The organism is Mesorhizobium sp. P2_D6, assembly GCF_056404315.1.
Genome location: NZ_JBFUEG010000015.1, coordinates 18,647 through 44,924, shown reverse-complemented (window position 1 = coordinate 44,924; position 26,278 = coordinate 18,647). Strand labels below are relative to the sequence as shown.

Annotated in this window: 23 protein-coding genes and 5 pseudogenes; 18 read left to right on the top strand and 10 right to left on the bottom strand. The window is 59.9% G+C overall.

All coding sequences use genetic code 11. The features are described from left to right. Positions 1–15: 15 nt before the first annotated feature. From AC1D1L_RS25575 to AC1D1L_RS25565, 3 genes and pseudogenes are all read right to left on the bottom strand, one after another. Positions 16–846 (bottom strand): annotated as a pseudogene (locus tag AC1D1L_RS25575) (tyrosine-type recombinase/integrase); the annotation flags it as partial. Then, positions 843–1,784 (bottom strand): tyrosine-type recombinase/integrase, encoded by a 942-nt coding sequence (locus AC1D1L_RS25570; RefSeq protein ID WP_477344143.1) that lies wholly within the window; start codon positions 1,782–1,784, stop codon positions 843–845. The gene AC1D1L_RS25570 and the pseudogene AC1D1L_RS25575, both read right to left, overlap by 4 nt. Then, entirely contained in the window at positions 1,781–2,503 is a 723-nt protein-coding gene (locus AC1D1L_RS25565) for a tyrosine-type recombinase/integrase (protein WP_477344142.1), read from the bottom strand. Before AC1D1L_RS25565 ends, AC1D1L_RS25570 begins: the two co-directional genes overlap by 4 nt. 136 nt (positions 2,504–2,639) lie before the next feature. Between AC1D1L_RS25565 and AC1D1L_RS25560 the strand changes: the two genes are divergently transcribed. The 9 genes from AC1D1L_RS25560 to AC1D1L_RS25520 all read left to right on the top strand — a co-directional run bounded on the left by AC1D1L_RS25560 (position 2,640) and on the right by AC1D1L_RS25520 (position 13,485). Beyond that, complete coding sequence (locus tag AC1D1L_RS25560) at positions 2,640–3,431, top strand: zincin-like metallopeptidase domain-containing protein (RefSeq protein WP_477344140.1); 792 nt, start codon at positions 2,640–2,642, stop codon at positions 3,429–3,431. A gap of 458 nt (positions 3,432–3,889) precedes the next feature. Continuing rightward, complete coding sequence (gene ubiM, locus AC1D1L_RS25555; protein WP_477344139.1) at positions 3,890–5,071, top strand: 5-demethoxyubiquinol-8 5-hydroxylase UbiM; 1,182 nt, start codon at positions 3,890–3,892, stop codon at positions 5,069–5,071. Positions 5,072–5,496: 425 nt separating this feature from the next. Next, positions 5,497–6,105, top strand: a complete 609-nt coding sequence (gene nodS, locus AC1D1L_RS25550) for a nodulation methyltransferase NodS (protein WP_036240893.1) — start codon at positions 5,497–5,499, stop codon at positions 6,103–6,105. Positions 6,106–7,096: 991 nt separating this feature from the next. Next, positions 7,097–7,693 carry a NodA family N-acyltransferase gene (locus AC1D1L_RS25545; protein WP_172374577.1) on the top strand — a complete coding sequence of 199 codons (597 nt, stop codon included), beginning with the start codon at positions 7,097–7,099 and terminating at the stop codon, positions 7,691–7,693. Positions 7,694–7,748: 55 nt separating this feature from the next. Beyond that, the gene (nodC, locus tag AC1D1L_RS25540) at positions 7,749–9,023 is read left to right on the top strand and encodes a chitooligosaccharide synthase NodC (protein WP_477344137.1); all 1,275 of its coding nucleotides are present in this window, start codon (positions 7,749–7,751) and stop codon (positions 9,021–9,023) included. Positions 9,024–9,072: 49 nt separating this feature from the next. Then, positions 9,073–10,095 (top strand): nodulation factor ABC transporter ATP-binding protein NodI, encoded by a 1,023-nt coding sequence (nodI, locus tag AC1D1L_RS25535; RefSeq protein ID WP_006328887.1) that lies wholly within the window; start codon positions 9,073–9,075, stop codon positions 10,093–10,095. Positions 10,096–10,098: 3 nt separating this feature from the next. Further along, on the top strand, positions 10,099–10,887 hold the full coding sequence (locus AC1D1L_RS25530; RefSeq protein WP_010913823.1) for an ABC transporter permease: 789 nt from the start codon (positions 10,099–10,101) through the stop codon (positions 10,885–10,887). A 296-nt stretch (positions 10,888–11,183) separates the two neighbouring features. Beyond that, entirely contained in the window at positions 11,184–13,205 is a 2,022-nt protein-coding gene (locus AC1D1L_RS25525) for a carbamoyltransferase family protein (RefSeq protein ID WP_477344136.1), read from the top strand. Positions 13,206–13,266: 61 nt separating this feature from the next. Then, positions 13,267–13,485, top strand: a complete 219-nt coding sequence (locus tag AC1D1L_RS25520; RefSeq protein WP_006328890.1) for a nodulation protein NodZ — start codon at positions 13,267–13,269, stop codon at positions 13,483–13,485. A 157-nt stretch (positions 13,486–13,642) separates the two neighbouring features. Here the strand turns inward: AC1D1L_RS25520 and AC1D1L_RS25515 are convergent, their stop codons facing one another. Continuing rightward, positions 13,643–13,945, bottom strand: a complete 303-nt coding sequence (locus tag AC1D1L_RS25515; protein WP_477344135.1) for a PLP-dependent transferase — start codon at positions 13,943–13,945, stop codon at positions 13,643–13,645. Between the two features lie 318 nt (positions 13,946–14,263). Here AC1D1L_RS25515 and pdxR point away from each other — a divergent pair, with 318 nt between their 5' ends. Further along, the gene (pdxR, locus tag AC1D1L_RS25510; RefSeq protein ID WP_477344214.1) at positions 14,264–15,733 is read left to right on the top strand and encodes a MocR-like pyridoxine biosynthesis transcription factor PdxR; all 1,470 of its coding nucleotides are present in this window, start codon (positions 14,264–14,266) and stop codon (positions 15,731–15,733) included. A gap of 22 nt (positions 15,734–15,755) precedes the next feature. Here the strand turns inward: pdxR and AC1D1L_RS25505 are convergent. Further along, a pseudogene (locus AC1D1L_RS25505) lies at positions 15,756–15,860 on the bottom strand (LysR family transcriptional regulator); the annotation flags it as partial. Between the two features lie 382 nt (positions 15,861–16,242). On the opposite strand from AC1D1L_RS25505, the gene nodB reads away from it, so the two are divergent. Further along, the gene (gene nodB, locus AC1D1L_RS25500) at positions 16,243–16,902 is read left to right on the top strand and encodes a chitooligosaccharide deacetylase NodB (RefSeq protein ID WP_214393647.1); all 660 of its coding nucleotides are present in this window, start codon (positions 16,243–16,245) and stop codon (positions 16,900–16,902) included. 266 nt (positions 16,903–17,168) lie between these two features. On the opposite strand, the gene AC1D1L_RS25495 is transcribed toward nodB, so the two are convergent. After that, positions 17,169–17,405, bottom strand: coding sequence for a hypothetical protein (locus AC1D1L_RS25495; RefSeq protein ID WP_477344133.1), 237 nt, complete (start codon positions 17,403–17,405; stop codon positions 17,169–17,171). Between AC1D1L_RS25495 and AC1D1L_RS25490 the strand changes: the two genes are divergently transcribed. The 3 genes from AC1D1L_RS25490 (at position 17,398) to AC1D1L_RS25480 (ending at position 19,806) form a co-directional block, all read left to right on the top strand. Further along, positions 17,398–18,021, top strand: coding sequence for an FMN-binding negative transcriptional regulator (locus AC1D1L_RS25490; protein ID WP_027033371.1), 624 nt, complete (start codon positions 17,398–17,400; stop codon positions 18,019–18,021). The two genes, AC1D1L_RS25495 and AC1D1L_RS25490, sit on opposite strands and share 8 nt — an antisense overlap. Positions 18,022–18,047: 26 nt before the next feature. Then, on the top strand, positions 18,048–18,698 hold the full coding sequence (locus AC1D1L_RS25485; RefSeq protein ID WP_027033372.1) for a LysE family translocator: 651 nt from the start codon (positions 18,048–18,050) through the stop codon (positions 18,696–18,698). 262 nt (positions 18,699–18,960) lie between these two features. After that, positions 18,961–19,806, top strand: a complete 846-nt coding sequence (locus AC1D1L_RS25480; protein ID WP_477344213.1) for a TIM barrel protein — start codon at positions 18,961–18,963, stop codon at positions 19,804–19,806. Positions 19,807–19,820: 14 nt separating this feature from the next. On the opposite strand, the gene AC1D1L_RS25475 is transcribed toward AC1D1L_RS25480, so the two are convergent. Next, on the bottom strand, positions 19,821–20,765 hold the full coding sequence (locus tag AC1D1L_RS25475) for a LysR family transcriptional regulator (RefSeq protein ID WP_477344132.1): 945 nt from the start codon (positions 20,763–20,765) through the stop codon (positions 19,821–19,823). A gap of 206 nt (positions 20,766–20,971) precedes the next feature. On the opposite strand from AC1D1L_RS25475, the pseudogene AC1D1L_RS25470 reads away from it, so the two are divergent. Then, positions 20,972–21,487 (top strand): annotated as a pseudogene (locus AC1D1L_RS25470) (GNAT family protein); the annotation flags it as partial. After that, complete coding sequence (gene nolL / locus AC1D1L_RS25465) at positions 21,480–22,601, top strand: nodulation factor fucose acetyltransferase NolL (RefSeq protein ID WP_477344131.1); 1,122 nt, start codon at positions 21,480–21,482, stop codon at positions 22,599–22,601. The pseudogene AC1D1L_RS25470 and the gene nolL, both read left to right, overlap by 8 nt. Positions 22,602–22,636: 35 nt before the next feature. Here nolL and AC1D1L_RS25460 read toward each other — a convergent pair whose 3' ends face one another. After that, positions 22,637–22,783 carry a hypothetical protein gene (locus tag AC1D1L_RS25460; RefSeq protein WP_477344212.1) on the bottom strand — a complete coding sequence of 49 codons (147 nt, stop codon included), beginning with the start codon at positions 22,781–22,783 and terminating at the stop codon, positions 22,637–22,639. Between the two features lie 43 nt (positions 22,784–22,826). Here AC1D1L_RS25460 and AC1D1L_RS25455 point away from each other — a divergent pair, with 43 nt between their 5' ends. Together AC1D1L_RS25455 and AC1D1L_RS25450 are read left to right on the top strand one after the other, a co-directional pair. Further along, positions 22,827–23,732: a LysR family transcriptional regulator gene (locus tag AC1D1L_RS25455; RefSeq protein WP_477344130.1), complete on the top strand. Its 906-nt coding sequence runs from the start codon at positions 22,827–22,829 to the stop codon at positions 23,730–23,732. Between the two features lie 110 nt (positions 23,733–23,842). Next, a pseudogene (locus AC1D1L_RS25450) lies at positions 23,843–23,958 on the top strand (nitrogen fixation protein NifQ); the annotation flags it as partial. Positions 23,959–24,574: 616 nt separating this feature from the next. Here AC1D1L_RS25450 and AC1D1L_RS25445 read toward each other — a convergent pair. Both AC1D1L_RS25445 and AC1D1L_RS25440 read right to left on the bottom strand, forming a co-directional pair. Further along, positions 24,575–25,801 carry an MFS transporter gene (locus AC1D1L_RS25445; protein WP_477344211.1) on the bottom strand — a complete coding sequence of 409 codons (1,227 nt, stop codon included), beginning with the start codon at positions 25,799–25,801 and terminating at the stop codon, positions 24,575–24,577. A gap of 56 nt (positions 25,802–25,857) precedes the next feature. Continuing rightward, a pseudogene (locus AC1D1L_RS25440) lies at positions 25,858–26,246 on the bottom strand (RNA polymerase factor sigma-54); the annotation flags it as partial. Positions 26,247–26,278 lie beyond the last annotated feature (32 nt).

Below are 26,278 nucleotides of genomic sequence, written 5' to 3'. Positions count from 1 at the left end.
ACCGAGCCAGAGCGCGATCACCGCTGGATCGACGCCGTGATGGAGCAGATCCATGGCTGTGCTGTGGCGAAGCGTATGCGGCGTGACTCGCTTGGTGCCGATGCTCGGGCACGTCCGCGATGCCGTGAGGCAGTGCTTGCGGACCAGATGCTCAAGAGCGTCGCGGCTCATCCGTTCGCCTCGGATCGACGGGAACAGCGGACTATTCTCATTCTTGTCGTTGCCGATCCACGCCGCCAGCAGCTTGGCCGTTTCGCGGCGAAGCGGCGTGGCGCGTTCCTTCCGGCCTTTGCCCATGCAGCGGATGTGCGCGCCGCTCCCGAGCACGACATCGCTTTGCGTGAGACCGACCAGCTCGGAAGCCCGAAGGCCGGTCTGGACCGCAAGCAGCAGCAACGCGTGATCGCGCCGCCCCGCCCATGTCGTGCGGTCCGGCGCTGCCAACAACGCCGCCATCTCGTCGGCGTCGAGGAACGTCACCGTGCGCTTCACGTAGCGCTTGTTGGGCATGGCGAGGATACGCTGGCAGTGCAGCAGCCAGGTCGGATCGCTCATCGCGACGTAGCGGAAGAACGACCGGATCGCGGCGAGCCGGGTATTGCGGCTGCGCGCGCTGTTGCCTCGCGCCGTCTCGGTATGGACGAGGAAGTCGGCGACCAGATCGGCGTCGATATCTTCGATCGTCAGCTTGACCGGCGGCTTGCCGTGTCGAGCACTCGCATACCGCAACAACAGCCGGAACGTATCGCGATAGCCCGCGACCGTATGTCGGCTCGCTTCCATCTGCACGCACAGTCGGTCTGTGAAGAAGCGCTGGATCAGCGCGGGCAAGGCGGCGGCGCTCATTGGACTGCCTCCCGGCCATCGGCGGTCGCTCGCGCCATCGCCAGATCGAGCAGCTCCGGAACCGCTTCCAGATACCAGTATGTATTGGAGGGATCGCTATGTCCCAGATAGGTCGTCAACCGGATCATCTCGCGCGCCGGGTCTTTGCCGGTGCGGTACCAGTCGATCATCGTCTTCACCGCGAAGCTGTGGCGAAGATCGTGGATGCGCGGTCCCCGGCCATGTTTACAGTAGGGCTGATGGGTCCGGAGCCCGATCTGCTGGCAGGCCCTCGCGAAGTTGTATCGGGCAGCACAGTCGGTGAGGCGTGTGCCCTTGTCGGTGACGAACAGCGGCTTGGCCGGATGGCCGATCAGCCGATCGCGTTCGGCAAGATAGTCGATTAGCTGCGTGACGACGCTCGGGTCGAGCGGCAGCAACCGCTCTTTGCCGAGCTTACCTTGTCTGACGCGCAGCACGCCATGCTCGGCGTCGAGGTCGTCACGATCGAGGGCCAGTGCCTCGCTGATTCTGAGTCCGGTGACTGCGATAAGCCCGAACAGCGTCGAGCAGGTCAGCCCACGCAGACCGTAGATGGATGGCAACTCCTTCGCCGCCACGATAATCGATCCGATCTCGGCCTCGCTGTAGATATGCGGACGCGACCGCTGGACGGAGCCCGGCAGCAGGCCTCGCGGCGGCACTTCATGCGCCGGATCGAAGCTGCTCAGCCACTGCGCGAACAGGCGCACGACGCTGAGCCTCGCCGCTCGGGTCGAGGTACAGGCCTCAGCCAGCGTGGCGTGCCAGCGCAGGAACAACGCCGTGTCGACATGATCGGCGCCTTCGCGGTCGGCGAACCGGGTGAAGCGCCGCAAGATGCGCTCGCTGGTGGCAAGGTCGTAGCCGAGGCTGCGCCGAACGCTCAGATAGCGGTCGAGCTGGGAGGTGAGGCTCATTGCGCGCCTCCCGCCACCGGCCAGGGCTGCGCGATCGACCGCAGTCCGTCGATGTCGAGCCGGGCATATATCATCGTCGATGATCGAGAGCGGTGCCGCAGCACATCGCCCACTTCGTCGAGCGACGCACCCGTGTTCACGAGCTGGGTGGCAAGGCTATGACGCAGAAGGTGCGATCCCACATAGGGCGTCGCCGGCTTCTGGCCGGTCGCCTTCAGGGCATCCTTGAGAATGGCGTTGACGATCTGCCCATCCTTGAACGGCCGATGCGGCGCGCGATGGCTCACGAACATCGTACGGCAGATGGTCGGTCCTCGCTCCTCGCGAAGATAGCGGCTCAGCGCATCACCGACCTCCACCGTGATCGGCAGGCGGTCGTGCAGCTTGCCCTTGCCGCGCACCAGCAGTTCCCCCAAACGCCAGTTGATATCGTCGAGCTGGATTGCGATGACCTCGGCTGCGCGCAGGCCAAGCCGTGCCATAAGCAGCAGCATCGCATAGTCCCGCGCGCCGTGTCGGGGATTGTCGCGTACGCAAGCGAGCACCGCCTCGACGCCATCGGGCGACAGGTGGCGCGGCAGTCGCGCGCCCCAGACCTTCGCCGCCTTCGGCACGCTCAGCGCCAGATTGGTCGCCGTGGCCCCGCATCCGAACAGATATTGAAGGAAGATACGGACATGGGTCGCCACCGTCTTGTCGCGACGGGCGCTGGTCAGCACATGCTCCATGAAGCTGATTACGTCGGCGGGACGCAGGCTGCCCGGATCGATGATCGTCTCGCCGAAGCGATAGTCGAGGAAGCGACGCGCGAAGCCGATCGTGTGGGGGATGCTCCGCGGGCTGAGGCCGCGCTGTTTGACGAGAGGTCTCGAAGTCCGCCAGCAGTGTCGCGCGCACCTGCTGCGCCTCGGTCAACGGCACCGGCTCCGTTACGCCGATATCGAGCAGATGCTGCGCGAACCGGCGGGCCAACCTATACGGCCACGCCGTGCCGGCCTTCTCGCGCGGCACCTTGCGTCCCAGATGCTCGGCCATGTCGAGCGTCAACGCCGAAGGACTGATGCCCTCGACATCCATCACGTGACCCACTCTCCGCAGGATCGATCGGTAAGTGTTTATAGTGCCGATCGTGTAATTCTCCGCCGCGAAACTCTCGGCGAACGAGTCCAGATACCGTTCGATGCAGGTCTGCAAATATTGAGTCATGATCGTCGTGCTCCATGTTGTTGGAGCGACGAAGATTATGCCGAATGGGATTGGCGCGATCATACTGCCAACCGCGCGCTGTCGACCAGATGCGGCATAATCCGGATCGCGGCATTATGTGTCTTATGCCGATATCGGCATAATGGCCACTGGACGGGCCACCCGGCGCGGCTGGCGCGCGACCTCTCCGGCACCTTTGGTTCCAAGACCTATGCGCGCGAGGAACTGGTTGCCGAAATCACTGCTGCCTTTGTCTGCTCGACCCTCGGCATCGAGCCGACCGTGCGCCATGCCGACTATATCGGCACATGGCTGAAGGTGCTGCGCGAGGACAATCGCGCCATCTTCCGCGCCGCCAGCCTTGCCTCCAAGGCCGCCGATTTTCTTCTGGGCTTCAACGCCGAGGCCGAAAGCGCGCAACAAGACGAGATCGCGGCATGAGCGCGTGCGATCGCTACACCCTGCAGACCGAACCGAAACCGCGAGCAGACGCTCATTCCCGGTGTCCGACCGCTCACCACGCGCGACCGCCCCGCCCTTTTGGCCGACCCAATGGCGTCGTCATGGAATCAGCTGCCGCATGACTGGATTGGATCGATGTCATCTGAGCCGGTTCCGCCTCGACTGACCCAGATCAAGGCCACGCCCTTGTCGGCGTGGTTTGATCGCCAGTCCTTCACGGGAAAACGCATGGGCTGACCGACAGCCTGGTCGTCGCTCCCATCATCTTGACAATCCAGATCATACGGCAGGCAAATGACGCTTCACCAGCCAGGAACCGACGTGAGAAACGCGCTTGAGGCGATGCGGGCGATAGATCACAGCGCAATCGATGCACGACATGCGGCTCGACTCCCCCATCATCTCACGAAGAGAACCGACGCGCTGGCGGCACGCTGATGGCCAGCTGTGACGACAGCTTCGACATTATTGTCGTGGGCGCCGGGCCGGTCGGACTTTCCTTCGCCGCATCGCTTGCCCATAGCCAGCTCAAACTGGCGGTTGTCGAAGGGCAGTCCCTGGAAAGACTGGCAAGTCCGGCTTTCGACGGTCGCGAGATAGCGCTCACCCACGCCTCGATTGGAATCCTTCGCGAGCTCGGCGCCTGGGATGTTATCTCCGCTTCGGACAAGTCACCGCTTCAAGGCGCACGCGTCCTCAACGGATCGAGCCCGTTTGCGTTGTGTTTCGATGCCCCCGCCGGATCCGCGGAACCACTGGGCGTTCTGGTCCCGAATTGCCAGATCCGCGATGCCCTGTTCAAGATCATCCGCTTGCGGGGCCATGCCCGGCTGCTGTGCGGCCAGTCGGTCGTGCGTGCAACAAACAGCCGTCAAGGAGCAGTGATAACGCTCTCCAATGGCAGGCAGCTGAGCGCTCGGCTTCTCGTTGCAGCCGATTCGCGTTTTTCCGCCACCCGCAATCTGCTCGGCATCGGCGCCGATATCAATCGGCTTGGCAACTCGATGCTGATTTGCCGGGTGAGGCACGAGCGCCCCCACCACCAGATCGCGATCGAATGGTTCGATCACCATCAGACGGTGGCGATGTTGCCTCTCGCGCAAGGCGTGTCGTCGCTGCTTTTGACTTTGCCCTCAAACGTGGCCGACGGACTGCTTGCCCTCGACGACGAGTTGTTCCTGAGCGAGTTGACAAAGCGCTGTCGAGGCCGCCTCGGCAATATGAACCTGGCAAGCCAACGCTATATCTATCCGTTGGCCACGACCTGGGCGCACAGGTTCCGGGCGCCGAGCGCCGCATTGATCGGCGACGCTGCCATTGGCATGCACCCGGTGACCGCGCATGGCTTCAACATCGGCCTCGGCGGCCAGAAGCAACTCGCCCGCGGTATAGAGACCGCATGGCGTGACCGTCGCGACATTGCCGACCCCGACATGCTCCACAGATATGAAAGCCGACTGCGCCTGTCGGCGGCGCCGCTCTACCATGCTACGAATATCCTCGTCGGACTCTACTCAAGCGAGCATCCGGCGGCACGGCTTGCAAGGCATGTGGGGCTGCGCCTCGGCCAACATCTTCCCTTTGTCCGTCATGGCATTGCGGCCATGCTGAGGCGGTAAACCCCAGTCACCATAGTGTCAGCATCAGCGTGCGGCGTCGTAGCAGGCGGGCGCGTGTGGTTCGACGTGAACGGTCGCGGCTGCGCGGGATCAGCTTGATGAAGACGGGGCTGCTCTAATACCGCGAGCTCTTCCATCGCGGATCGTCAACGTGTCAATCGCCGTGTGTGTGCGGAATTCCCCACCGCCGCAAAGCGTTTGTCGGCCGGCGTCACACAGAAGTGGACCCAGCCACGCCCAATTCCGCCTTCGATGTGTTCAGCGCGTGGATGGTTGTCATCCAAACAATCAATTTTGCCAATCCTGCCGACCCTATTAGGAGCGTGACCGAAATCAACTGCCTCGGCCCGCAGTACGGTCCCGACCCTACCGACATCTGACGGCATTTGCAGCGCCGGTGATTGCTGCCTTAGCTAGGTGCGAATTTGACCCATAAAATCGATCATGAACTGCTGAATCGAGAAATGGCCGCAGACGATCCATGGCGGCTCGATGGCAACCCGTTCGAGCGGGAGCGCCACACCCAAATTCTCCGGTTGTCACTTGCGCAAGGTCGAGTCGCGAATGCGCTCGAAGTCGGGTGCGCTGCCGGCGCTTTTACGGAGCGGCTAGCCCCCATTTGCCAGCGGCTCACTGTGATCGATGTCGTGGAGCCAGCGATTACGCGAGCACGTTCACGCATGAAGGAGACGCCGCACATCAGCTGGATAATTTCCGATGTTCAACAGTTTTCGAGTGATGAGCTGTTCGACCTGATCGTCGTTGCGGAGGTTCTTTACTACGTCGGAGACCTCGTTCAGATCCGCGCGGCAGTCCGCAACCTGGTAGGTCTGCTTGCGCCAGGCGGGCAGCTGGTTTTCGGGTCGGCACGTGACGCCAATTGCCAACGCTGGGGGCACGCTGCTGGTGCAGAGACCACTATCGCCATGCTCAACGAATCGTTGACCGAGATCGAGTGCATCGAGTGCCGGGGCGCGTCGATCAATGAAGACTGCCTGCTGGCCCTCTTCCGAAAGCCGATTTCCGCTTCCTGATAAAACACTTGGAAACTGTGTGCGCTTCTGTGGTGTCAAGCTGACCCAATATGGGGACGTATAAGAGCGCCCGATTGCAACAAGTTAGCTGGATCCGGTTGATGGTAACAACTGCTGACTACATCCGGCTTCTTCATGCGGCTCGATGTTCTGCGCCGCGAGCCTCGAGGGGTTTTCGCCCGCTTCCACCTCAACGGCCCCAGACTTATAACCGATCTCGTCGTTGCAGTCAGTCCCGCGTCCCGGCCCTTCGGCGGGCGCAAGTGCTGACGCTCCCTAGGCTGCCATTTCTGTTTGCGGCGATCTTTGATCCCTCGTACGGAATGAAAAACTTAGGGCCCAGCCCCTTCGCGCACTTCAGGCCTCAGGTGCTCAAGCTAGGGGTTCCAGCCTGCCAAACCTCAAGCAATTCGTTCGAAGTAGCGCCATCCGGGCGCGCCCTCCTTCCCGCTCTCCAGGTGCTTTCACCGACAGTCCGGTTGACTGGCAACACTCGAAAGCATTGACCAGACGATTCCTGTTGGCGAGCGCGACCATCGCGCCATTGGCATGCCGCCTTGCCGCAACTTGTCGAGCCAGAGCTTCGCGGAACCTGTTTGCCGCCGGCGATCCAGAGCTGCGCGATCGCCATGCATCATCAGCGTGCGCCAACGGTCGCCGCCTTTGCTGACGCCTAACAGTCGGGCCATCCTCCACTTGATCGCTGCTTCGGCACGGGCGCAGCCACGCGCTGGCGGCCGCTCTTGAATCAGGTTGTGTCACCGACAGCTGCCATCGGTGCCGCCGCTTATCGGGCCAATCGAGCACGACCAGATGGTTCAGATCAGGGCCTTTGAAAGGCACGGTTTTAACATCCACAGCGTGGATGCTCGCGATCTAAACAATCAATTTTACCAATCCGGGAGGGTCGTTCATTAGACCCATGACATGCACCGCCATTGCTCTACCGCGTGAGGTGCACAAAAGAACCCGAAAAAGAGGAAGTCTTCGCATGCGCCCTGACGTGCAGTGGAGGTTATGCTGGGAAAATGAGTTGCAGCTTCCCGATCACCTCGAACTCTCTGAGTTCTTCCGGAAGACCTATGAGCCGACCGGAGCCTTCAATGGAAAGCAATTCGAAGGCGGTCGAAGTTGGGCCGGTGCAAGGCCGGAGGTCCGCGCAATCGGCTATGATGTGCACGGGGTAGCGGCTCACATGGGCGTGCTGCGCCGATACATCAAAGTTGGCGACGTTGATCTGCTGGTCGCTGAACTCGGTCTATACGGGGTGCGTCCGGATCTTGAGGGGCTGGGAATCGCCCATTCGATTAGCGTGATGTATCCAGTGCTGCAGCAGCTTGGCGTTCCATTCGCTTTCGGCACGGTTCGGCAAGCGCTCCGGAACCATGTTGGGAGGTTCTGCCGCAAAGGCTTGGCGAACATTCTGACGGGCGTTCGCGTGCGTTCAACCCTCCCGGACGTGTACCCCGATCTGCCTTCCACGACGCGAGTCGACGACGACGTACTCCTCATGGTGCTCCCAATTGGACGCTCGATGAGCGAGTGGCCGGCCGGCACTTTGATCGATCGGAACGGTCCAGAGCTATGACCGCGGATCTGTTATCCGCTCGCTTCCTCAAATTCACAGAAAAATCTGACATCTCATGACCCTGTTTGCCACAGCCAGTACTGTTGCCATCTGCTCTTATGCGCTGCTGTCGACCGTCTACAAAACCGCGCAGGTCTTTTATACCCTGCCTACAAACGTACCGCCGACCTCGGGCGACCCGCCCAGCGGTGAGCCTTGGCCGAGCGTCGATGTCATTATCCCGTGCTACAACGAGGCGCCTCGCACCCTCTCGGACTGCCTGACTTCCATTGCAAGTCAGGACTACGCCGGCAAACTGCAGGTCTATGTTGTTGATGACGGTTCTGCAAACCGCGATGCCCTCGTGGGTGTACACGAGGAATACGCGGGCGACCCGAGGTTCAACTTCATTGCGCTCCCAAAGAATGTCGGAAAGCGCAAGGCGCAGATTGCCGCCATTCGCCGCTCGTGCGGAGATTTGGTAGTCAATGTAGATTCGGACACGATACTCGCCCCGGACGTCATCACCAGGCTTGCGCTAAAGATGCAAGATCAAGCGGTCGGCGCCGCCATGGGCCAATTGGCGGCTAGCAATCGCAGTGAAACTTGGCTGACGCGGTTGATCGACATGGAATACTGGCTCGCCTGCAACGAAGAGCGGGCAGCGCAGGCTCGGTTCGGTGCCGTCATGTGTTGCTGCGGTCCGTGTGCCATGTACCGGCGATCCGCGCTTGTTTCGCTGCTGGATCAGTACGAGACGCAGCGCTTTCGAGGGAAGCCGAGCGACTTCGGCGAGGACCGCCACCTTACGATCCTGATGCTGAAAGCAGGCTTTCGAACAGAGTATGTCCCGGAGGCCGTCGCGGCAACAGTCGTTCCCAACAGCATGGGTCCCTATCTGCGCCAACAGCTTCGCTGGGCCCGGAGCACTTTCCGTGACACGTTGCTGGCGTTCCAACTGCTGCGCGGCCTTAATATTTATCTCACATTGGACGTGATTGGCCAGAATATTGGCCCATTATTGCTCTCTTTGTCGATTCTGGCGGGGCTCGCGCAATTCGTAACGACAGGTACTGTGCCTTGGACGGCATGCCTGATGATTGCAGCCATGACTATAGTTCGCTGCAGCGTGGCAGCGTTTCGTGCGCGCCAACTTCGATTTCTCGGATTCTCGCTCCACACACTCATCAACATCTTTCTCTTGCTCCCGTTGAAAGCATACGCGCTGTGCACATTGAGCAACAGCGATTGGTTGTCGCGCAGCTCTGCTGCCAATGTGACAGACACTGGCGGCACCAGTTCAAAGCCGAACTTGGTGGGATCTGACGCAGCTTACAGCGAACAGCAATAGTCACGTGATCTCAGGTGGAAGAGTTTTGAGCCAGGACCAGAAACATCAAGTGTTGAAGCGTAAGTTGGGCCCAGAGGATTTGCGGCGATTCGAGACTCCTGCGATCGAACGGGAGTCTCACGGGCAGACAAGCGCGAAAAGCTCCGTGCCTGACTCTCTGTCGACCGTGGCAGTCGATTTTGCCGGCGTAACCAAGTCGTATGGGAACAAGATCGTTGTCGACGAACTGTCGTTCTCCGTTGCGTCGGGAGAGTGTTTCGGCCTCCTCGGACCAAACGGGGCGGGCAAAAGCACGATTGCGCGTATGCTCCTCGGCATGACATGCCCTGACGCGGGCACGATCACGGTGCTCGGCGTCCCGGTGCCGGCGCGCGCTCGGCTGGCACGCAGGGGCATTGGCGTGGTCCCGCAATTCGACAATCTTGACCAGGAATTCACCGTACGAGAGAACCTGCTGGTGTTCGGACGCTACTTCGGCATGAGCACACGTCAGAGCGAAGCGGTCATCCCGTCGCTTCTCGAGTTCGCTCGCCTCGAGCGCAAGGCGGATGCGCGCGTCTCGGAACTGTCCGGCGGCATGAAACGATGCCTGACAATGGCGCGGGCGTTGATCAACGACCCCCAGCTCATTGTGATGGACGAGCCGACCACCGGTCTCGATCCGCACGCGCGCCACCTGATCTGGGAGCGGCTGCGCGCCCTGTTGGCACGCGGCAAGACGATTATCCTGACGACGCATTTCATGGAAGAGGCTGAGCGATTATGCGATCGGCTGTGCGTACTCGAAAAGGGCCGCAACATCGCCGAAGGCGGCCCGCAGGCGCTGATCGACGAGCATATCGGATGCCAGGTCATGGAGATTTATGGCGGCGATCCGCACGAGTTGCTTTCGCTGGTCAAGCCACATTCCCAGCGCATCGAGGTCAGCGGCGAAACCCTTTATTGCTATGCGCCAGACCCTGACCAGGTGCGCACGCAACTGCAGGGGCGAGCAGGTCTGCGTCTTCTTCTGCGTCCAGCCAATCTCGAGGATGTTTTCTTGCGGCTGACCGGGCGCGAGATGGAGGAGTGAACGATGATTGAAGGTTTTGCGGCGGCGCTGCCGGCCAATGCGTGGAACTGGGTTGCGGTATGGCGCCGCAACTATCTGGCATGGAAGAAAGTCGCACTCGTGTCGCTTCTCGGTAACCTTGCCGATCCTATGATCTACCTTTTCGGCCTAGGCACCGGCCTCGGCATAATGGTCGGCCGCGTCGATGGTGCGTCGTATATCGCCTTTTTGGCGGCCGGCATGGTCGCGGTAAGTGCGATGACCGCATCTACCCTGGAAACATTGTACGCGGCTTTCGCTCGCATGCATTCTCAACGCACATGGGAAGCCATGCTGTATACGCACGTTACCCTCGGCGACATCGTTCTGGGTGAACTGGCGTGGGCAGCCACCAAGGCCTTCATGGCCGGTACGGCTATTACCATCGTCACCGCAACCTTGGGCTATGCCGCCTGGCCGTCCGTACTCTATGCGCTGCCAATCATTGCTCTGACAGGGTGCGTATTTGCGAGCCTCGCGATGATCGTCACCGCACTTTCGCCCAGCTACGATTACTTCGTGTTTTACCAGACGCTTGTCCTCACACCTATGCTGTTCCTGTCGGGCGCCGTTTTCCCATTGAACCAGCTGCCTGGCGCCTTTCAGCAGATAGCGCGATGCATGCCGCTGTCACATGCGATCGACCTCATTCGTCCGGTTATGCTTGATCGCCCGATCAGCGGCATCGCCCTGCACGTCGGTGTGCTCGGCCTGTACGCGCTGTTGCCATTCTTCCTCTCGATGGCGCTGTTGCGCCGCCGACTAATGCGCTGACGAAAGAGAGTGAGAATGCGCTACGGACTTCGTGCTGCAAATAAAAACGACATCGCAACGCAAATCGGCATCCAACCCAGGGTCTTCGTGGCATCCACTCAATCTCTCAACGTTATGGAACGCCCGGGACCTCGATCACAGGATCTCATGTTGATCCAGGCCTAAGAGAATTTCTTTGAGGTTGGTGATGTCTGACTGGCGTTCGCGGCGGCGAACGACAACGCAGCCTGTGTTTTTGATCAAACGGCCTTGAGACAGGCCAATTCAGTCTTCCTGTACGATAAACGGAGAGCGAGATGCTGTGTCTAGGATTGAGCGGCGGATTAGACAAAGTCTATGAAAACCGATTCCAGATTGCGAATACATTCATGCACGATGGCGCTGCGGTGCTCGTCCGAGACGGACACGTCATCGCGGCCGTAGAAGAGGAGCGCCTCAATCGGATCAAACACTCCAACAAGCTCCCAATCAGTTCGGTTCAATACTGTCTTTCAGCCGCTGGGGTTCAGCTCAGCGAAATCGATCATGTGGCGTACTACGCTACCGAAGCCTATTGCAACGCCATGCTCGAAAACATGCTTGCTTCCGAGCCGGACGCCTCCATTCCGTTGGATGCCAAATTTTTGGTGCAGCAGCTGTTGGCGCAGGAGTTCGGTAGCGAGCTCGACCCTTCGCGTATCTCATTCGTAAGTCATCATCAGGCGCACGCCGTGAGTGCTTTTGCAATGTCGGGCTTCGAGCAAAGTCTGATTTTCGCGATTGATGGCTCTGGTGATTTCCAGTCGGGTCTTGTGGCGGTAGGATCTGGTGCTGAAATTTCGCAACTCGCGACTTTCCCAGAGAACAATTCCCTTGGGCTATTTTATCTCGAGGTGATCCGGTATCTCGGCTACGGCTTGTTCGATGAATATAAGGTAATGGGGCTTGCCCCCTACGGCGATCCCGTTCCCTATCGCGAGCTTTTCGAGCAGTTCTATGAACTGTCTGCAAACGGCGAGTATCGCGTCCACCTGGACCGCATCGGTCCGAGTTTGCTTCGCACCATTCAGGTCCGGCAAAAGGGAATGCCATTCACTCAGCAGCACAAAGATGTGAGTGCGTCGTTACAGGAAGCACTCGAACGCATCGTGTTTCACATTCTTCGGCATCATCGTGAGGCCACCGGGATGACGCGGTTGTGCCTGGCCGGCGGCGTTGCGCACAATTGCTCCATGAACGGCAAGCTGCTCTATTCAGGACTTTTCGAAGACATCTTCGTGCAGCCCGCATCGCATGACGCTGGCTGCGCATTAGGCGCTGCACTCATCGTGTCTGGTGAGCTGGGCCGCCCCGCGCCGCGTGCGCGATTGCAGGAGGTTTATTGGGGGCCGGATCTCGCGAGCGATCACGCTGTCGAAGAAGAACTCAAGGCATGGGCGGGGCACCTGGAGTTTGAACGCACTGAGGCGGTGGCGGATAGGGCAGCCGAGTGGATGGCCGGTGGCGCCGTGATCGGCTGGGTGCAAGGTCGTTCGGAGTTCGGGCCGCGCGCGCTCGGAAATCGCAGCATTCTTGCCGACCCCAGGCCCGCCACAAACAAGGACCGGATCAACGCTATGGTCAAGAAGCGGGAAGGGTATCGCCCGTTCGCCCCATCAGTGCTGGAGGAGGATGCGCGCGAATTTTTCGACCTCCCAGGCAGTGCGTGCGAATTCCCCTTCATGAATTTCGTGGTCCGTGTGCGCGACTCCAAGCGTGGTTTGCTCGGCGCCATTACCCACGTCGACGGTACGGCTCGGCTGCAAACAGTATCGCGCAAGGCCAGTCCGGCCTACTGGGACGTCATCAATGCCTTCAAGCAGCGCACTGGCATCCCAATTCTGCTCAACACGTCCTTTAACAACAATGCCGAGCCGATCGTGGATTCAGTTGCAGACTCGATTGCCACGTTCCTGACGACAGGGTTGGATGGACTTGTGGTCGGGCCGTTCCTCGTCAAAAAACGGGCCACAACGCTGGAGGATTGGACTGCGCTCGCGGTTTCATTGCCGCCTTATGTATCCCTGTATAAGGTCCGCGCTCACACGGCGCTGGATCGCCAGGAGACCGTCTGCGAAATCCGAACGGATCACTCCAGCCGTGACGGTGTGCGTATTTCACATGACTTGTTCGATCTGCTGACGCGGATCGAAGGCGAAGCCGTGCTCGCGGATCTCCTCGATACAATTACGCTGGATCAGGCCCAGCGCGAGGCTCTCACAGGAGAACTGCGACGGTTGTGGGAGCAGCGCCGCGTTCGGATGCGTCCCTCGCAAGCTGCTCGAGTCGATCAAAACTGATGCCAAACGCTGGACGACAGATAACAGTTGCCGAAACACCGGTCTGTCCAAGCACCTTCATATGACTGTGCCCAATCCATCGGCTGAGGCAAGGATCCTGACGATTGCATCTGCTCGCGAGCATGTCATGTTCAATCCATCTAACCCTTATGGCAGTCGGGGATCAGTAATGGATTTGCTTGCCGGTGGCCCAAAACAGCACCAATTTGTCGTTTCTCGACGGCGGACCCGGTTCGGTGACTGCCTATGGTCTCCGGCATCAGCCTGGTGTTACGCATAGCGGACGGGACGTGCGAGCGGGCTGCGCCGCTCGCGGGATAAGGCGGCGGCCCTACGGCGCGCCAAGCCGGCATATTCGTCGTTGAGATGCTTTTTGGCCAAATGCGTTGGTGGGGCGACGATCATGTCTTAGCGCGGCTTGACCCTTCGCCCTCCAATTATGACGCCATTGCGGATTTCGCCGGCGCTTTCTTCAGGATTCGAGATCGGTTGGTCAAGGCCACCCGCGCGGTTAGCGTTGGCGATGCCCGACATCTGCTTTCGGGCAATCGCCTGATCGGGATGCGAGTCGAGGAAGGGGAGCTCACCCAACCCACGGCCGAATGCCCGTCACGCACCTGCGCGATCGCAAGCGCCGTGGTGCTGTGCCATTCCATGCGAAGCGTGAGAGTCCTTTTCAGCCCGCGCAGAACCAGGAAGGCCGACATGGTCGGGAGCGCCGCGCCGGTGATGTAGCGCAAGGCCGTTTCGTACAGCGTGTGGAGGGGTTCCGCGTCGCCGAGGATTGCGCCGCCAAGGCTGCGGCCTCATTCGCCACAACACTTTCAATCGTAGGTCGAGTTCAGGCAGACGCGTGGTTGAACGGCATCGGGAAAACCAGCCGGATCGGAGCCGTTGATGGATCGCGCGGGTAGCGAAGCCGAATTTGGCATCGTTCGCAGATGTGCCATCCGGTCTTGGATTGCGGTCTCGGGCATCGGCTTCAGACGTGCTCTTGGCTTTCGGAAGGAGTGGCTGCAAACTGGTTGATATGGAATGTCCAGTTGGCAGGAAAAGAAATGGTCCAGTCTCCAGGTCCCGGTGCTTCAACCCGCTCGCATGGCATGGGCGCGCGCCAAATCTACGAAGCGCTTCGCGAGCAGATCCTCAGAGGCGTTTACGGCACCGGCAGCCAGCTGCCGTCCTCCCGTGGTCTCGCCGAGGAACTTGGAGTCTCGCGAACGACCGTCACCGTCGCCTACGAGCAGCTGGCCGCGGAAGGTTTCATCGACATCCGTCAAGGCGCGCGCCCTCGTGTCGCATCCTCACTGCTGGGACATGAGCTGACCTCCAATCCCCCAAAACGGTTCGGCCCGGTTCACTTGTCAAGCTATGGCGAACGGCTGCGTGGTACTCCGCGCTGGCCGGATTACCTGCCGAACACGCTGAAGGTTGATTTCCGATATGGCGTCCTGGCGCCCTCAGATTTCCCCGCATCGGTTTGGAAGCGCGCGATGAACGCGGCGATGGCGCAGCGGCCGGCACGGCTCGCCTATGACGATCCGTGCGGTTCGAGCCGGCTCCGCCAAGCGCTTCAGGGCTATCTCTGGCGCGCCCGTACTGTGCACTGCGACCCCGAGCAGATCGTCATCGTCAATGGTTCGCAGCAGGGCCTCGATCTCTGCGCGCGCCTGCTGCTCGACCCCGGGGACAGCTTCGTCATCGAGGACCCCTGCTACAGGATGGCGCGCCAGGTCTTTGCCAGTACAGGTGCCACGCCCGTTCCCGTCGAGGTTGACGATCACGGCATGCAAACGGAGCAACTGGCGGGGGTCGCGGCCCGGCTGGCCTATGTGACGCCCTCGCATCAGTTTCCGCTCGGCGGCGTCATGCCGATCCCGCGGCGGCATCAGCTTCTGGAATGGGCGCGGGAGCAGGGCGCCTATGTCATCGAGGACGACTACGACAGCGAATATCGCTACGATATCAGCCCCGTTCCCCCGCTGCATAGCCTCGAGGATCATGGAGCCGTCATCTACCTCGGCACCATCTCCAAGACGCTCTCGCCGATGCTGCGGATCGGTTATCTCGTCGTCCCGGCGGAATTCCTGCAGGTTTTCGAGACCGCCAAGCAGCTTGCCGACCGGCATTCTCCGATGGCGGGGCAGGAGTCATTGGCCTCTCTGATCGAGAGCGGTGGCTATGAAAGCCATGTGCGCCGCGTGCGCCGCATCAACGGCGAGCGCCGGGAGGCATTGCTGACCGCCCTGAAGCGGAGTTTTCAAGGTCGCATCGCCGTCCAGGGGGCAGAGGCTGGACTGCACGTCGTCATATGGTTCAACGACCTGCCGCGATCGCGTGAAATGGCGTTGGTCGAAGCTGCCCAATACGCGGGTCTGGGTCTGCACCCGATTTCGCCGCTTTATCATCGGCAGTCGGGAGCAGGCGAAGCCGACCGCGTCGGGCTTGTCATGGGCTATTCCGCCCTGAGCATCCGGCAGATCGAAAAAGGCGTCGAGATGCTGCGGGACGTCGTCGCTCGACTCTGAGACGCTGACGGTTCCTCACGCGGGTTAGAACGCATTCGCGGCCGCTCATCATAAACAGTTCATCGTTGAAATAGTCGCGCGGCCGGGCGACGGCCGCGCTCATGGCCGGCTGACTAAGGTTGATGCTGCTGCCGCCGTGAGGTTGCGCGCGATCCAAGCCTTTGTCTCATCTATCCGCAACGTGGATGCTTGTCATCGAAACAATCGATTTTGCCGATTCGACAGAACGTCCCATAGGAAGAATTCAAGGGTGCAGCCCTAAGGAGATTGTCGATGCATGCGTTGGCTCCGAGGAGCATTTTCTGGTGTGTCCCTCCTGGTCTGCGCCGAACATCAAGCGAGCCGATCCCCTTTTCGACCAGGTACATCGGTGATCGGCGCAAGCTGCATCGCGTCGGCTCTTCGCGACAAGCTCCCCCCGATAGCGTAGGCCCCTACCTCAAGGATCGGGGTTATGCCGATTGCGAATGGCCGACCGGTACAACAATTGACCGCAAGGGTTCGCAGCTATGAGACGTCTCGATGACAGATGGGAGGTGCAGAGTGAATGCGCTGACGGCACCGGGCGTCGAAGCGTTTATCTGACGTTTGACGACGGTCCCAATCCATGTTTCACACCACAGATACTCGATGTGCTGGCGCAAAATCGGGTGCCAGCGACATTCTTCGTCATTGGTGCTTACGCCGCAGAGCATCCGGATCTCATCCAGCGAATGATCGCAGAAGGGCATGAGGTAGGCAACCACACGATGTCTCATCCGGACCTGTCCAAATGCGGCTTGGGCGAAGTGCAACGTGAGGTATTTGAGGCGAACCAGGCCATCATGCTGGCATGCCCGCAGGCCTCGATCCGCTACATTCGCGCGCCATACGGCGCCTGGAGCGAAGAAGTGCTCACTGCCTCAGAGATCGCGGGGCTGGCGGCCCTTCATTGGTCGATCGACCCAAGAGACTGGTCGCGCCCCGGCACCGACGCGATCGTCGATGCAGTGCTCGCCTCGGTACGCCCCGGCGCAATCGTGCTCTTGCACGACGGATGCCCTCCCGACGAGTCGACACGGAGCACTCAAGCCAGTCTGCGCAACCAGACCGTTATGGCGCTGTCCAATCTGATTCCTGCATTAGATGCCTGGGGATATGAAATTCGCTCGCTTCCAGAACATCACTGAAATGCGAGATCGCATGGACCTGCTTTCCCAGCCAGTACCTGTGTGGTCTCGCTTATGAAGGCTTACAGGCCGTTTACGCCCTGCGAACAAGCACTTCGTCGACATCGGACCAACTGGTCGGCTCCGACAGTTGGCTAAGCGTAGACGTCTGTTGTCCCCGGCTACGATGAGGACCCGCGCACGCTCTCGGCATGGCCCAGCACCGCCGGTAGGTTCACTCTTCGACGATTGTTTGAATGTATGGTTCACTTCGCGTTGGATCGATTTCATTGGGCTTGCCGCAGGCTCACATAGCGCGACCCTGCGGGATCGCTGGCTGCGTCCAAAGGTTTGGCAAGCAATTCGCATACCGTGACCGGCACCGGGGATTCCGGTGCTCTGATCCGGCGCGCGATGCCATCTTTCCCCAACTGGCCTACCTCAATAGCTTCTGACTGGCTGTTTCCAGCAGGCCAGCTTGCCGATACCTGACTTGGTAACGCAAGGAGTTTCGCGATGTACATCCCTCCCGCTTTCCGCGACGACGACAAGGAATGCCTGCGCGCGACCATTCGCGCGGCGCTGCTGGCGAACTTCGTTACCGTCACGGCGGAAGGGCCGCTCGCAACGCCACTGCCCCTCTTCCTTAACGAGAACGAGGGCGAGCACGGCGTGATCTACGGGCACCTGGCGAAGGCCAATCCCCAGTGCCGTGTTCCGCCGCTGGGCGACGGCTTGGCCATCTTCATGGGGCCGGACGCTTACGTGACGCCGGCATGGTATGCGACCAAGCGGGAAACCGGGAAGGTCGTCCCGACCTGGAATTACGTCGCCGTCCACGCCTATGGCCCGGTCGAGTTCTTCGAGGATGCGGGAAGACTGCTGGACGTCGTGAATCGGCTGACCGACCACCACGAGGGCGAGCGCGCCTCGCCTTGGGCCGTGTCGGACGCGCCGCCGGATTTTGTACAGGCACAACTCCGCGGAATCGTCGGCCTGCGCATGCCAATCACGAGGTTGGAGGGCAAGCGCAAAATGAGCCAGAACCGGAACGCGGCCGACCGCGCTGGCGTGGCGGCGGGCCTTGCGGCGAGCGAGCGGGCATCTGACCGCGACGTCGCCGCTCTCATCCCAAAATAATCATGACTTCGTCGGAATCGACCATCATGCCAGAACTGACCCCACTCGCCCTGTACCTCGCCGCGGCCTCCGTGCTCGCCATCACCCCCGGTCCGGGCATCTTCTACGTTGCCGCGCGCACGCTCGCCGGTGGTCGTCGGGAAGGTATCGCTTCCAGCTTCGGCACGGGGTTGGGGGGCATGATCCACGTCCTCGCGGCAAGCTTAGGTGTTTCCGCGATCGTGCTCGAGAGCTCGGAACTGTTCTCCGCATTAAAGCTGTTCGGCGCGGTCTACCTCGTCTGGCTCGGCTTTCGCACCTTTCAAGCCGCCCGCCTCAAGGGAGCGACTGGCGGCGATGACGGCGCCGCAGTGGGTCCAGTCGGACCCCGGCGGGCGTTTCGTGAAGGGGTACTGGTCGAGGCGCTCAACCCGAAGACGGCAGTCTTTTTCCTCGCCTTCATTCCGCAGTTCGTGAATCCGAGCGCAGGGCTCGTAGCTCTGCAATTCGCGGTGCTTGGCTCCGTGTCCATTGCGCTCAACACGCTCGCCGACATCGTGGTTGCCGTCGTGGCCAGCGGCATTCAAGACGGCGCGGCAGCGCGTCCCGGGTTGATCCGCCGCCTGAGGGAGGCGTCAGGCGGCGCGATGATCGCGCTGGGCGTCGGCCTCGCTCTGGCGAAACACCCTGCTGCCTGACTTTGAATCTGATCGATTGGGCATCTTTCAGGGTTGGCGGGTACCTTGCGAAAGCAGTTGGAAGGCTGCGAGCCAGTTCGGTCATTGCACCTATTCAAGCCATGTCTCAGGAGGCGCGGCACCGCCGTTTGGGTGAACGTCGGCTCATAAATGAGAGAAAAACATAGCGTGAGAGAAACGTGAGTACGACTGCCTCGCCTCGCTCATGCCCATCATTTCGGCCCTCGCGAATCAACGCACGGTAGAAGCCAGTCAGCCGAGAATGACGCCCGTTTCATGGAAGGAAAGCCAAGCCATGCGCCAAGCATCGCCCCGCTTTGCACTCGATTATATGGCGACGCCCGGACTTGACGTCAGGGCACTTTTCGCTTTTGCCCGCGACCAGGGCCTAACCGATGTCCAGATCCGCAGCCAACCGGGCAGCAATGCTATGGCACGCGGCGAGCCGGCGGCGGACGTCCGGTCTGCGGCCGCCGACACAGGCGTTGGGATTATTTCCGTCAATGCCCTCCAGCGCTTCAACGAGTGGACGCCCGCCCGCAGGGCCGAGGCGAGCAAGCTCGCCGATTATGCAGCGGCCTGCGGAGCCACGGCGCTCATGCTGGTGCCGGTCAACGGCGGCTCCTGGCCCGCCAATGTCGAGCGCCGGGGCGATCTCCGCGTCGCCTTGAAGGCGCTCAAGCCGATCCTCCAGTCGCGCGGTCTGATCGGTCTCATCGAGCCGCTGGGCTTCCGGACCTGCTCGCTTCGATCGAAGAACGAAGCGGCCAAGGCCATTGCCGCCATTGATGGCCAATCCGTCTTCCGCCTCGTGCACGACACGTTCCACCACACGCTTGCCGGGGAGGCGTTCTTCTCCTCCGAGCTGACCGGTCTCGTCCACATTTCAAGCGTGAACGATCCGATCCACTGGATTTACCCGGATCGCGTCCTAGTCGGTTCCGACAATGGCAGCCAGATCCGGGCGCTGCTTGATGGCGGCTATGGTGGGCCCTTCTCATTCGCACCGTTTGTCGACGCAGCCCACCCGCTGGACGACCTCGCAGGCGCACTTGCCGCGAGCATCGCTCTCTTCCGACACGGGCTATTGACGCGAGTGCCGGCGTGAGACGCGGGAGTAAATTAGGGCTGCCTGGGGCGCCTTTTGGCGTCCCCCGGAGAAGTCATTCGAGACGCCTCCTGTAGCAATATCTCTCGCAGCCAGATGCTTGCCGGATCACTGTTGTGAAGGGCGGGCCATTGAACGGCCTCGGTGAATGCGGGAAGCGGCAGCGGAAGGTCGATGATCCGCAGGGGGAAGGTTTTTTTGAAATGCTGAACCAGCCGGAAGGGCATGGTCGCTATACGAGCTGTGCCTGAGACCATCGGCGGGATCATGCTAAAGGCCTGCACAACGATCTCAACACGTCTCTTGAGACCATGCTCAAGAAAAAACTGTTCCTCGATGGAGGGCTTCAGCGTCCGCCCGAACTTGACCGCAACGTGCCTCATCGACATGTATCTCTCGAATGTAAGCTGCCGTGGCAGCTGCTTGTTCGTGGAGCAGCCCACGCACACGAGCGTGTCGTCGAACAGCGCCGCTCTTGGATGGGCACTTGACATGAACAATTCTGGAAAAATCAGAAAATCGACGTCACCGCGCCGGAGAAGCTCATCGGGGTCGTCGTCTATAGGCAACAATTCGAAGCTGACGGCGGGTGCTTCGCGTGCAACCCGCTCCACGACCTTTTCAAAAAACACGAGTGTGGCGAAATCGGAAAGAATGATCCTGAAACGGCGATCGGATTGAGCCGGATTAAACGGATCCCAAGAGATAATCGAGCACTGGATTTTTAGCAGTGCGCTGCGAACTGCGGGGGCGAGTGCTTCCGCACGCGGGGTTAGAACGCGTTCGCGGCCGCTCGTCGTAAACAGTTCATCGTTGAAATAGTCGCGCAGCCGGGCGACGGCCGCGCTCATGGCCGGCTGACTAAGGTTGATGCTGCTTGCCGCCGCCGTGAGGGTCCGCTCGGTCAGCAGTGCGTCGAGCACGACGAGAAGGTTCAGATCAAGGCCCTTGAAGCGCATCTTTCACTTATCCATAGCGTGGATGCTCGCGATCTAAACAATCGATTTTACCAAACTTCCAGGGCGCTGCATAGATGACCGCACTTTACATGCGCCCGATCACGCCACTGCTTCTGCAGCGTGTGCTGGGAAATGACTTGTAAGTAGCCGATCATGTCGAACTCTCCGCCTTCTTCCAAAAGGCCTATGGGCGACAGGGGCTTTCAGGCGGTTGTAGCTGGGCCGGTGCAGGGCCGAAGGTTCGCGCAATCGGCGCTGATGTGCACGGCGTAGCAGCTCACTAGGACCTGCTGCGCCATTTCTTCACGGTTGGCGAGGTTGATTTCTTGGGAGGCGAACTCGGATCGTACAGGATGCATCCGGATCTTGAGAGACACGGAATGAGTCATTCTATCCGCATCATGCGGCCGGTGCTGCAGCAGCGTGGCATTCCATTCGCTTTTGGCATGGTTCGGCACCCGTTGCGAAACCATCTTGAGAGGTTCTGCAGAGACGGCCAGACGACCATAGTGCCGGGCGTTCGCATCGCCACACATGATCGCGACCACCAATGCGCTCGAGGTTTGCGATCAGGCACTGGGATTTTGTCCGCTCGGTTGCAGCCAATCGGCCCTCCATACCACGCCGCGATCCGCGTGATTTTCGATCCTTTGCACCGCGCTCGCCGTGCCCAGAAACGGCAAGTAGCAACTGCAACAGATAGGCTGGAGTCTGATGCTTGATCACATAAGAGCCGGAGCGAAGGGACGCGGCTCGTGCCCAGCAGGGACAAACAACCGAGACCTAAGCTTTGATTTTGCCAAAGGTATACTCATTACTTTGGTGATAATTGGGCACCTGTTACAATATTTAATCTACCAGGGCACCGACGCATTCTGGCTGTCGCCGTATTTCAAGTCGATCTACATGTTTCATATGCCTCTCTTTATGGCGATAAGCGGATATCTTTCTTCTGGGGCAATTTTGCGAAAATCGTTCACCCAGGGTGTCGGTGAGCGGGCAATGCAGCTAATACTGCCAATGCTTTTTTGGTGTATGTTGATCTGGACGCTAAAGTTCGTAGTGATTTTTCCTACGAAGAGTTTAACCGACACATTGCTGGACTTGTCGACGGAAGTTATTGGAACCTACTGGTTCATATGGGCGGCATTTATTTCGTTCATTCTGATTAGAGTTCTTACAACTTTCAACCGTCTATCGATATGGATCATAAGCGCATCTGCAATTGCGGTCGCATTCGCACCCATCACGTTATCAATAACCCCGTTGTTAAAATACACCTACCCATTTTATTGTTTAGGGTTCCTGTTTGCCCAGCCGATCGGATGGCAGAATGGCGTCATCTGGCGTTACAAATGGATTTTTGTTGTCTTACTTTCGATAGCGGCTTTCATATGCTTCCTCGGGTGGGGCAAGGAGACTTATGCCTACAATAATCTCGTTTTAATTCATGATGAACAGTCAGCTAAACAAGTTTTTCTGATGTTCGCTGGCTCTTTAGCGGCTTCTGCGGTAGCAATGCAGTCTATGTTCCAATGCTGGAGACTTGTCTATTCGACTAGAGTAGCTCGCTTTGTCGCGGTGCAGCTTGGTCAGAGCACGCTGCTGCTTTACCTGGTCCAGGGTGCCGTGTTTCGCCTCATGGATTTGATACAGTTTGGAGAAGTCTGGAATCTCACGACCAGAATCGCCTTCGCAACTGTGCTTGGAGTGGCGATTGTCGTCATAGCGATGGCAATTCGCAGGATTGCGCGCGACCTCGGATATGTGTCGCGGATCGTTGTCGGAGCGCCGCCACGCCCAAGTCTGCTCAAATCTCAATCTGTAATCAATTAGCCACGTGAAAAATTCGCATCTGTAATCAACATGTTTCATAGCTCCGGACCTATCCGATCGACTGTTGTACCGGTCGGCCATTCGCTCATCTGCCGCGCAATCCCCATAACCGCGACGAGTACGCGCGTGGGCGCCAGGTCGGGATACAACACCTCTGAGTGGGACCGTAAACGAGCGCCCATAATGGTCACGATGACAAGCAACCACGTTACGGACAGATGAGGCATGCGTTTCAAAGGCCTTGATCTGAACCTTCTCGTCGTGCTCGACGCACTGCTGACCGCGCGCAACCTCACGGCGGCGGCAAGCAGCATCAACCTAAGTCAACCGGCCATGAGCGCGGCTGTCGCCCGGCTGCGCGACTATTTCAACGATGAACTGTTTACGATGAGCGGCCGCGAACGTGTTCTAACCCCGCGTGCGGAAACACTCGCCCCCGCAGTTCGTGGCGCACTCCTGCACATCCAGTGCTCGATTATTTCTTGGGATCCATTTGACCCGGCTCAATCCGATCGCCGCTTCAGGATCATTCTTTCCGATTTCGCCACACTCGTGTTTTTTGAAAAGGTCGTGGAGCGGGTTGCACGCGAAGCACCCGCCGTCAGCTTCGAATTGCGGCCGCTCGACGACGACCCCGATGAGCTTCTCCGGCGCGGTGACGTCGATTTTGTGATTCTTCCGGAATTTTTCATGTCGAGCGCCCATCCAAGAGCGGCGCTGTTCGACGAGACATTCGTGTGCGTGGGCTGCCCCACGAACAAGCAGTTGCCACGTCAGCTTACATTCGAGAGATACATGTCGATGAAACACATTGCGTTCAGGGTCGGCGGTGCCCAGATGCCATCCATCGAGGAACAGTTTTTGCTTGAGCATGGTCTCAAGAGACGTGTCGAGATCGTCGTACAGGCCTTTAGCATGATCCCGCCGATGGTCTCAGGCACAGGTCGGATAGCGACCATGCCCTTCCGGCTGGTTCAGCATTTCAAAAAAACCTTCCCCTTGCGGATCATCGAACTTCCGCGGCCACTACCCACGTTCACCGAGGCCGTCCAATGGCCCACCCTCCACAACAGTGATCCGGCAAGCATCTGGATGCGGCAGATAATGTTGCAGGAGGCATCCCGCATGTGACGTCGCGGGCACTCCTGGTCTCAGTCTAGATTTACTCAGCGCCTCATACGGGTGCGAACCGGCGTGTAGAATTGGGTCTGACTCAAATTCGATGATTTTGCATAACGCGTGCCACGTGTTTCCCCACCTTGGCAGCCGGCAACACCAAAAACATGAAGTGGAAGAAGTACTTTTACCGCAAGCTATGCGAGGCTGAAGGTTTTCGCAATGCACCGCACCGAATTGCGGGGATCCTGAGCGTGAGATAACTCGTCTCGTCATCCTGCCGACTTCCGGTAAGCCGCCGGGCAGGCGGCGCTTGAGACTCCGCCGCTGGAAATCCGCCTCGCGGGTCTGTCGACGTTCATTCGCGGCTGGATCACAGTTGGTAAATACAACTACGACATCGCCGAACGATCCTCTATTTCGGGCCGAATCGGAAGCTGCGGGGCATGTTCGGCCCCGAGCCTCGTGTAAGAGATCAGGCGCGCGATCCGCCCGATGCTCGCCGCAAGACAAAGCCGCATAGACCGCACGTTCTAACGGTTAGCGGCGGCCTTTGTGGCCACGTAGCGTGTTCTCGCCTGTTGGAGGATCTTTCAAAATTCAGGTGGTTATAACCACACTGCAGCGACATTGTCGCCATGCCAGAGCGGTCGACGGCGAGGCGGTCCGGTTCGGTCCGGCACTCTTAGCTTCTCTCGTCGGCACCATCATTCGAAACGCCCCCGCCGGTCGAAATCGCCGGACAACAGCGTCCGATCACCCGGAGACGAGGCCTGCAACCGCCAAAAATCGGGCGTAGGATCGCACCGCGCGGCTGATGATTGCATCTTTCCCGCGCTGCACTGATGGCCTCTCTGTCAGGTGGTCTGAGGTTCGCGCTTCGGGCCGAGCAAGAACACTGTCAGGGCGCCGAGGAACGAGGCAACGGCGCTGTAGGCAAGGGCACTGGCGACGCCGGCATTGTCCATCAGTAGTCCGCCGAAAATCGCGCCCGCTGCGATGGCCACCTGGAACGTTGCGGCCATCAGCCCACCGGCGCTTTCGGCCTGCTCGGGAGCAGCGTGCAGCACCATCCATGTCTGCAGTCCCACCGGCACCGCGCCGAAGGCAAAGCCCCATACGGTAACCGCAATCGCCGTGGCCCAAGCCGATGCTCCCAGCGTCAGCAGCGAGACAGTGGCCATCGCTATGAGCAGGGGCGGCAGCGCCGCGGCTGCCTTGAGGCTGTGCTCGGCCAGGAATCCGCCGGCCAAATTGCCGAAGAAGCCGCCGATGCCAAAGACGAGCAACACGAGCGAGATCGTCTCGATATCAAGCGCGGGAAACTTCTCAAGGAAGGCGCGGATATAGGTGAAGCCGGCGAAGTGCCCGGAAGCGACCAGCAGGACGACCAACATAGCGACTTTGATCATCGGATTCTTGGCCACATCCAGCAGGCTGCGGAAGCTGGCCACTCCAATCGGAGGCAGCCTCGGAATGGTTATGAGTTGCACTACCAGCGTAACGGCGCCGACGACCGCAGCGATCATGAAGGCGGTTCGCCATCCCCAGATATCGCCGACATAGGCGCCGATTGGAGCCGCGCAAACGGTAGCGCAGGTAACGCCGGTGAGGATGATCGACATGGCGCGCCGCAGGAGGTGACTTGGAACGAGCCGCATCGCCAGCGCTGCCGAAATCGACCAGAACCCTCCGAGTGCTATGCCAAGCACGACGCGGGCGGCTAGGAGAACCGGCAGCGACCCCGCGACGGCCGATAGAACGTTCGACAGGATCAGCAGCAGCGTCATCGCCCATATGACGATCCTGCGGTCCAGGGGCCTTGTGATGACAGCCATCGTCGGCGCCGAGATCGCCCCCACGATGGCGGTCGTTGTCAGCGCCTGTCCAACTGCACCCTCGGTGATAGAGAGATCATGCGCGAGCGGCGTCAGCACGCTGGCAGGCAGAAACTCTGCCGTCACAAGCCCAAAGGTGCCTAAGGCAAGCGAAATGACTGCACCCCATGCGGGACCAGACCGTTGATCTGGCTGTTCTGGGTCATGCAGAACTCCGTCCATGAAGCCCGTAGCGGATTCGGTCATCAACAGGGTCTCCAGTTTGGATGTGCTGCAAACTCGGGTTGCTGCGTTGACCCGCATTAACGCCAGAAGCGCCATTCCCTGCGGCATTGCACGGACGAGGGGATGTTCATCGCTTCGCGATATTTTGTGACGGTGCGGCGCAAATCGATGGCCCTTTCCTTGGGCCGGACGACGATGTCGTCGTCGGAAAGCACGTCATCTTGCGATTCGTCGGCGATTGTCGCCTTGATCCGATGGCGGCCAGCTTCGGGGGGCACCGCGCGTCGCCACCTTGGGAGGACGCGCTCGCGACGGTGAAAAAATACTTCAGTTCGAACACTTCGCGCGGGGTCTGCATGTATGTGTTCGACGTCACCCGGCTTACCGTCGCCTGATGCACGTTGATCGCGTCGACGACAGTCCTGGGCCCGAGAGGCCGCACTTGGTCGATGCCGTGTTCCAAAAAAGGCATCCTCCTGGCGGAGGCGGGTAAGCGAC

Excerpts from the sequence above, each read along its gene's own strand:
- AC1D1L_RS25570 (WP_477344143.1), bottom strand. The coding sequence starts at position 1,784 with ATGAGCCTCACCTCCCAGCTCGACCGCTATCTGAGCGTTCGGCGCAGC.
- ubiM (WP_477344139.1), top strand. The coding sequence starts at position 3,890 with ATGGCCAGCTGTGACGACAGCTTCGACATTATTGTCGTGGGCGCCGGG.
- AC1D1L_RS25545 (WP_172374577.1), top strand. The coding sequence starts at position 7,097 with ATGCGCCCTGACGTGCAGTGGAGGTTATGCTGGGAAAATGAGTTGCAG.
- nodC (WP_477344137.1), top strand. The coding sequence starts at position 7,749 with ATGACCCTGTTTGCCACAGCCAGTACTGTTGCCATCTGCTCTTATGCG.
- AC1D1L_RS25530 (WP_010913823.1), top strand. The coding sequence starts at position 10,099 with ATGATTGAAGGTTTTGCGGCGGCGCTGCCGGCCAATGCGTGGAACTGG.
- AC1D1L_RS25525 (WP_477344136.1), top strand. The coding sequence starts at position 11,184 with ATGCTGTGTCTAGGATTGAGCGGCGGATTAGACAAAGTCTATGAAAAC.
- AC1D1L_RS25520 (WP_006328890.1), top strand. The coding sequence starts at position 13,267 with ATGACTGTGCCCAATCCATCGGCTGAGGCAAGGATCCTGACGATTGCA.
- pdxR (WP_477344214.1), top strand. The coding sequence starts at position 14,264 with ATGGTCCAGTCTCCAGGTCCCGGTGCTTCAACCCGCTCGCATGGCATG.
- nodB (WP_214393647.1), top strand. The coding sequence starts at position 16,243 with ATGAGACGTCTCGATGACAGATGGGAGGTGCAGAGTGAATGCGCTGAC.
- AC1D1L_RS25490 (WP_027033371.1), top strand. The coding sequence starts at position 17,398 with ATGTACATCCCTCCCGCTTTCCGCGACGACGACAAGGAATGCCTGCGC.
- AC1D1L_RS25495 (WP_477344133.1), bottom strand. The coding sequence starts at position 17,405 with ATGTACATCGCGAAACTCCTTGCGTTACCAAGTCAGGTATCGGCAAGC.
- AC1D1L_RS25485 (WP_027033372.1), top strand. The coding sequence starts at position 18,048 with ATGCCAGAACTGACCCCACTCGCCCTGTACCTCGCCGCGGCCTCCGTG.
- AC1D1L_RS25480 (WP_477344213.1), top strand. The coding sequence starts at position 18,961 with ATGACGCCCGTTTCATGGAAGGAAAGCCAAGCCATGCGCCAAGCATCG.
- AC1D1L_RS25475 (WP_477344132.1), bottom strand. The coding sequence starts at position 20,765 with ATGCGCTTCAAGGGCCTTGATCTGAACCTTCTCGTCGTGCTCGACGCA.
- nolL (WP_477344131.1), top strand. The coding sequence starts at position 21,480 with ATGCTTGATCACATAAGAGCCGGAGCGAAGGGACGCGGCTCGTGCCCA.
- AC1D1L_RS25460 (WP_477344212.1), bottom strand. The coding sequence starts at position 22,783 with ATGGGCGCTCGTTTACGGTCCCACTCAGAGGTGTTGTATCCCGACCTG.
- AC1D1L_RS25455 (WP_477344130.1), top strand. The coding sequence starts at position 22,827 with ATGCGTTTCAAAGGCCTTGATCTGAACCTTCTCGTCGTGCTCGACGCA.
- AC1D1L_RS25445 (WP_477344211.1), bottom strand. The coding sequence starts at position 25,801 with ATGACCGAATCCGCTACGGGCTTCATGGACGGAGTTCTGCATGACCCA.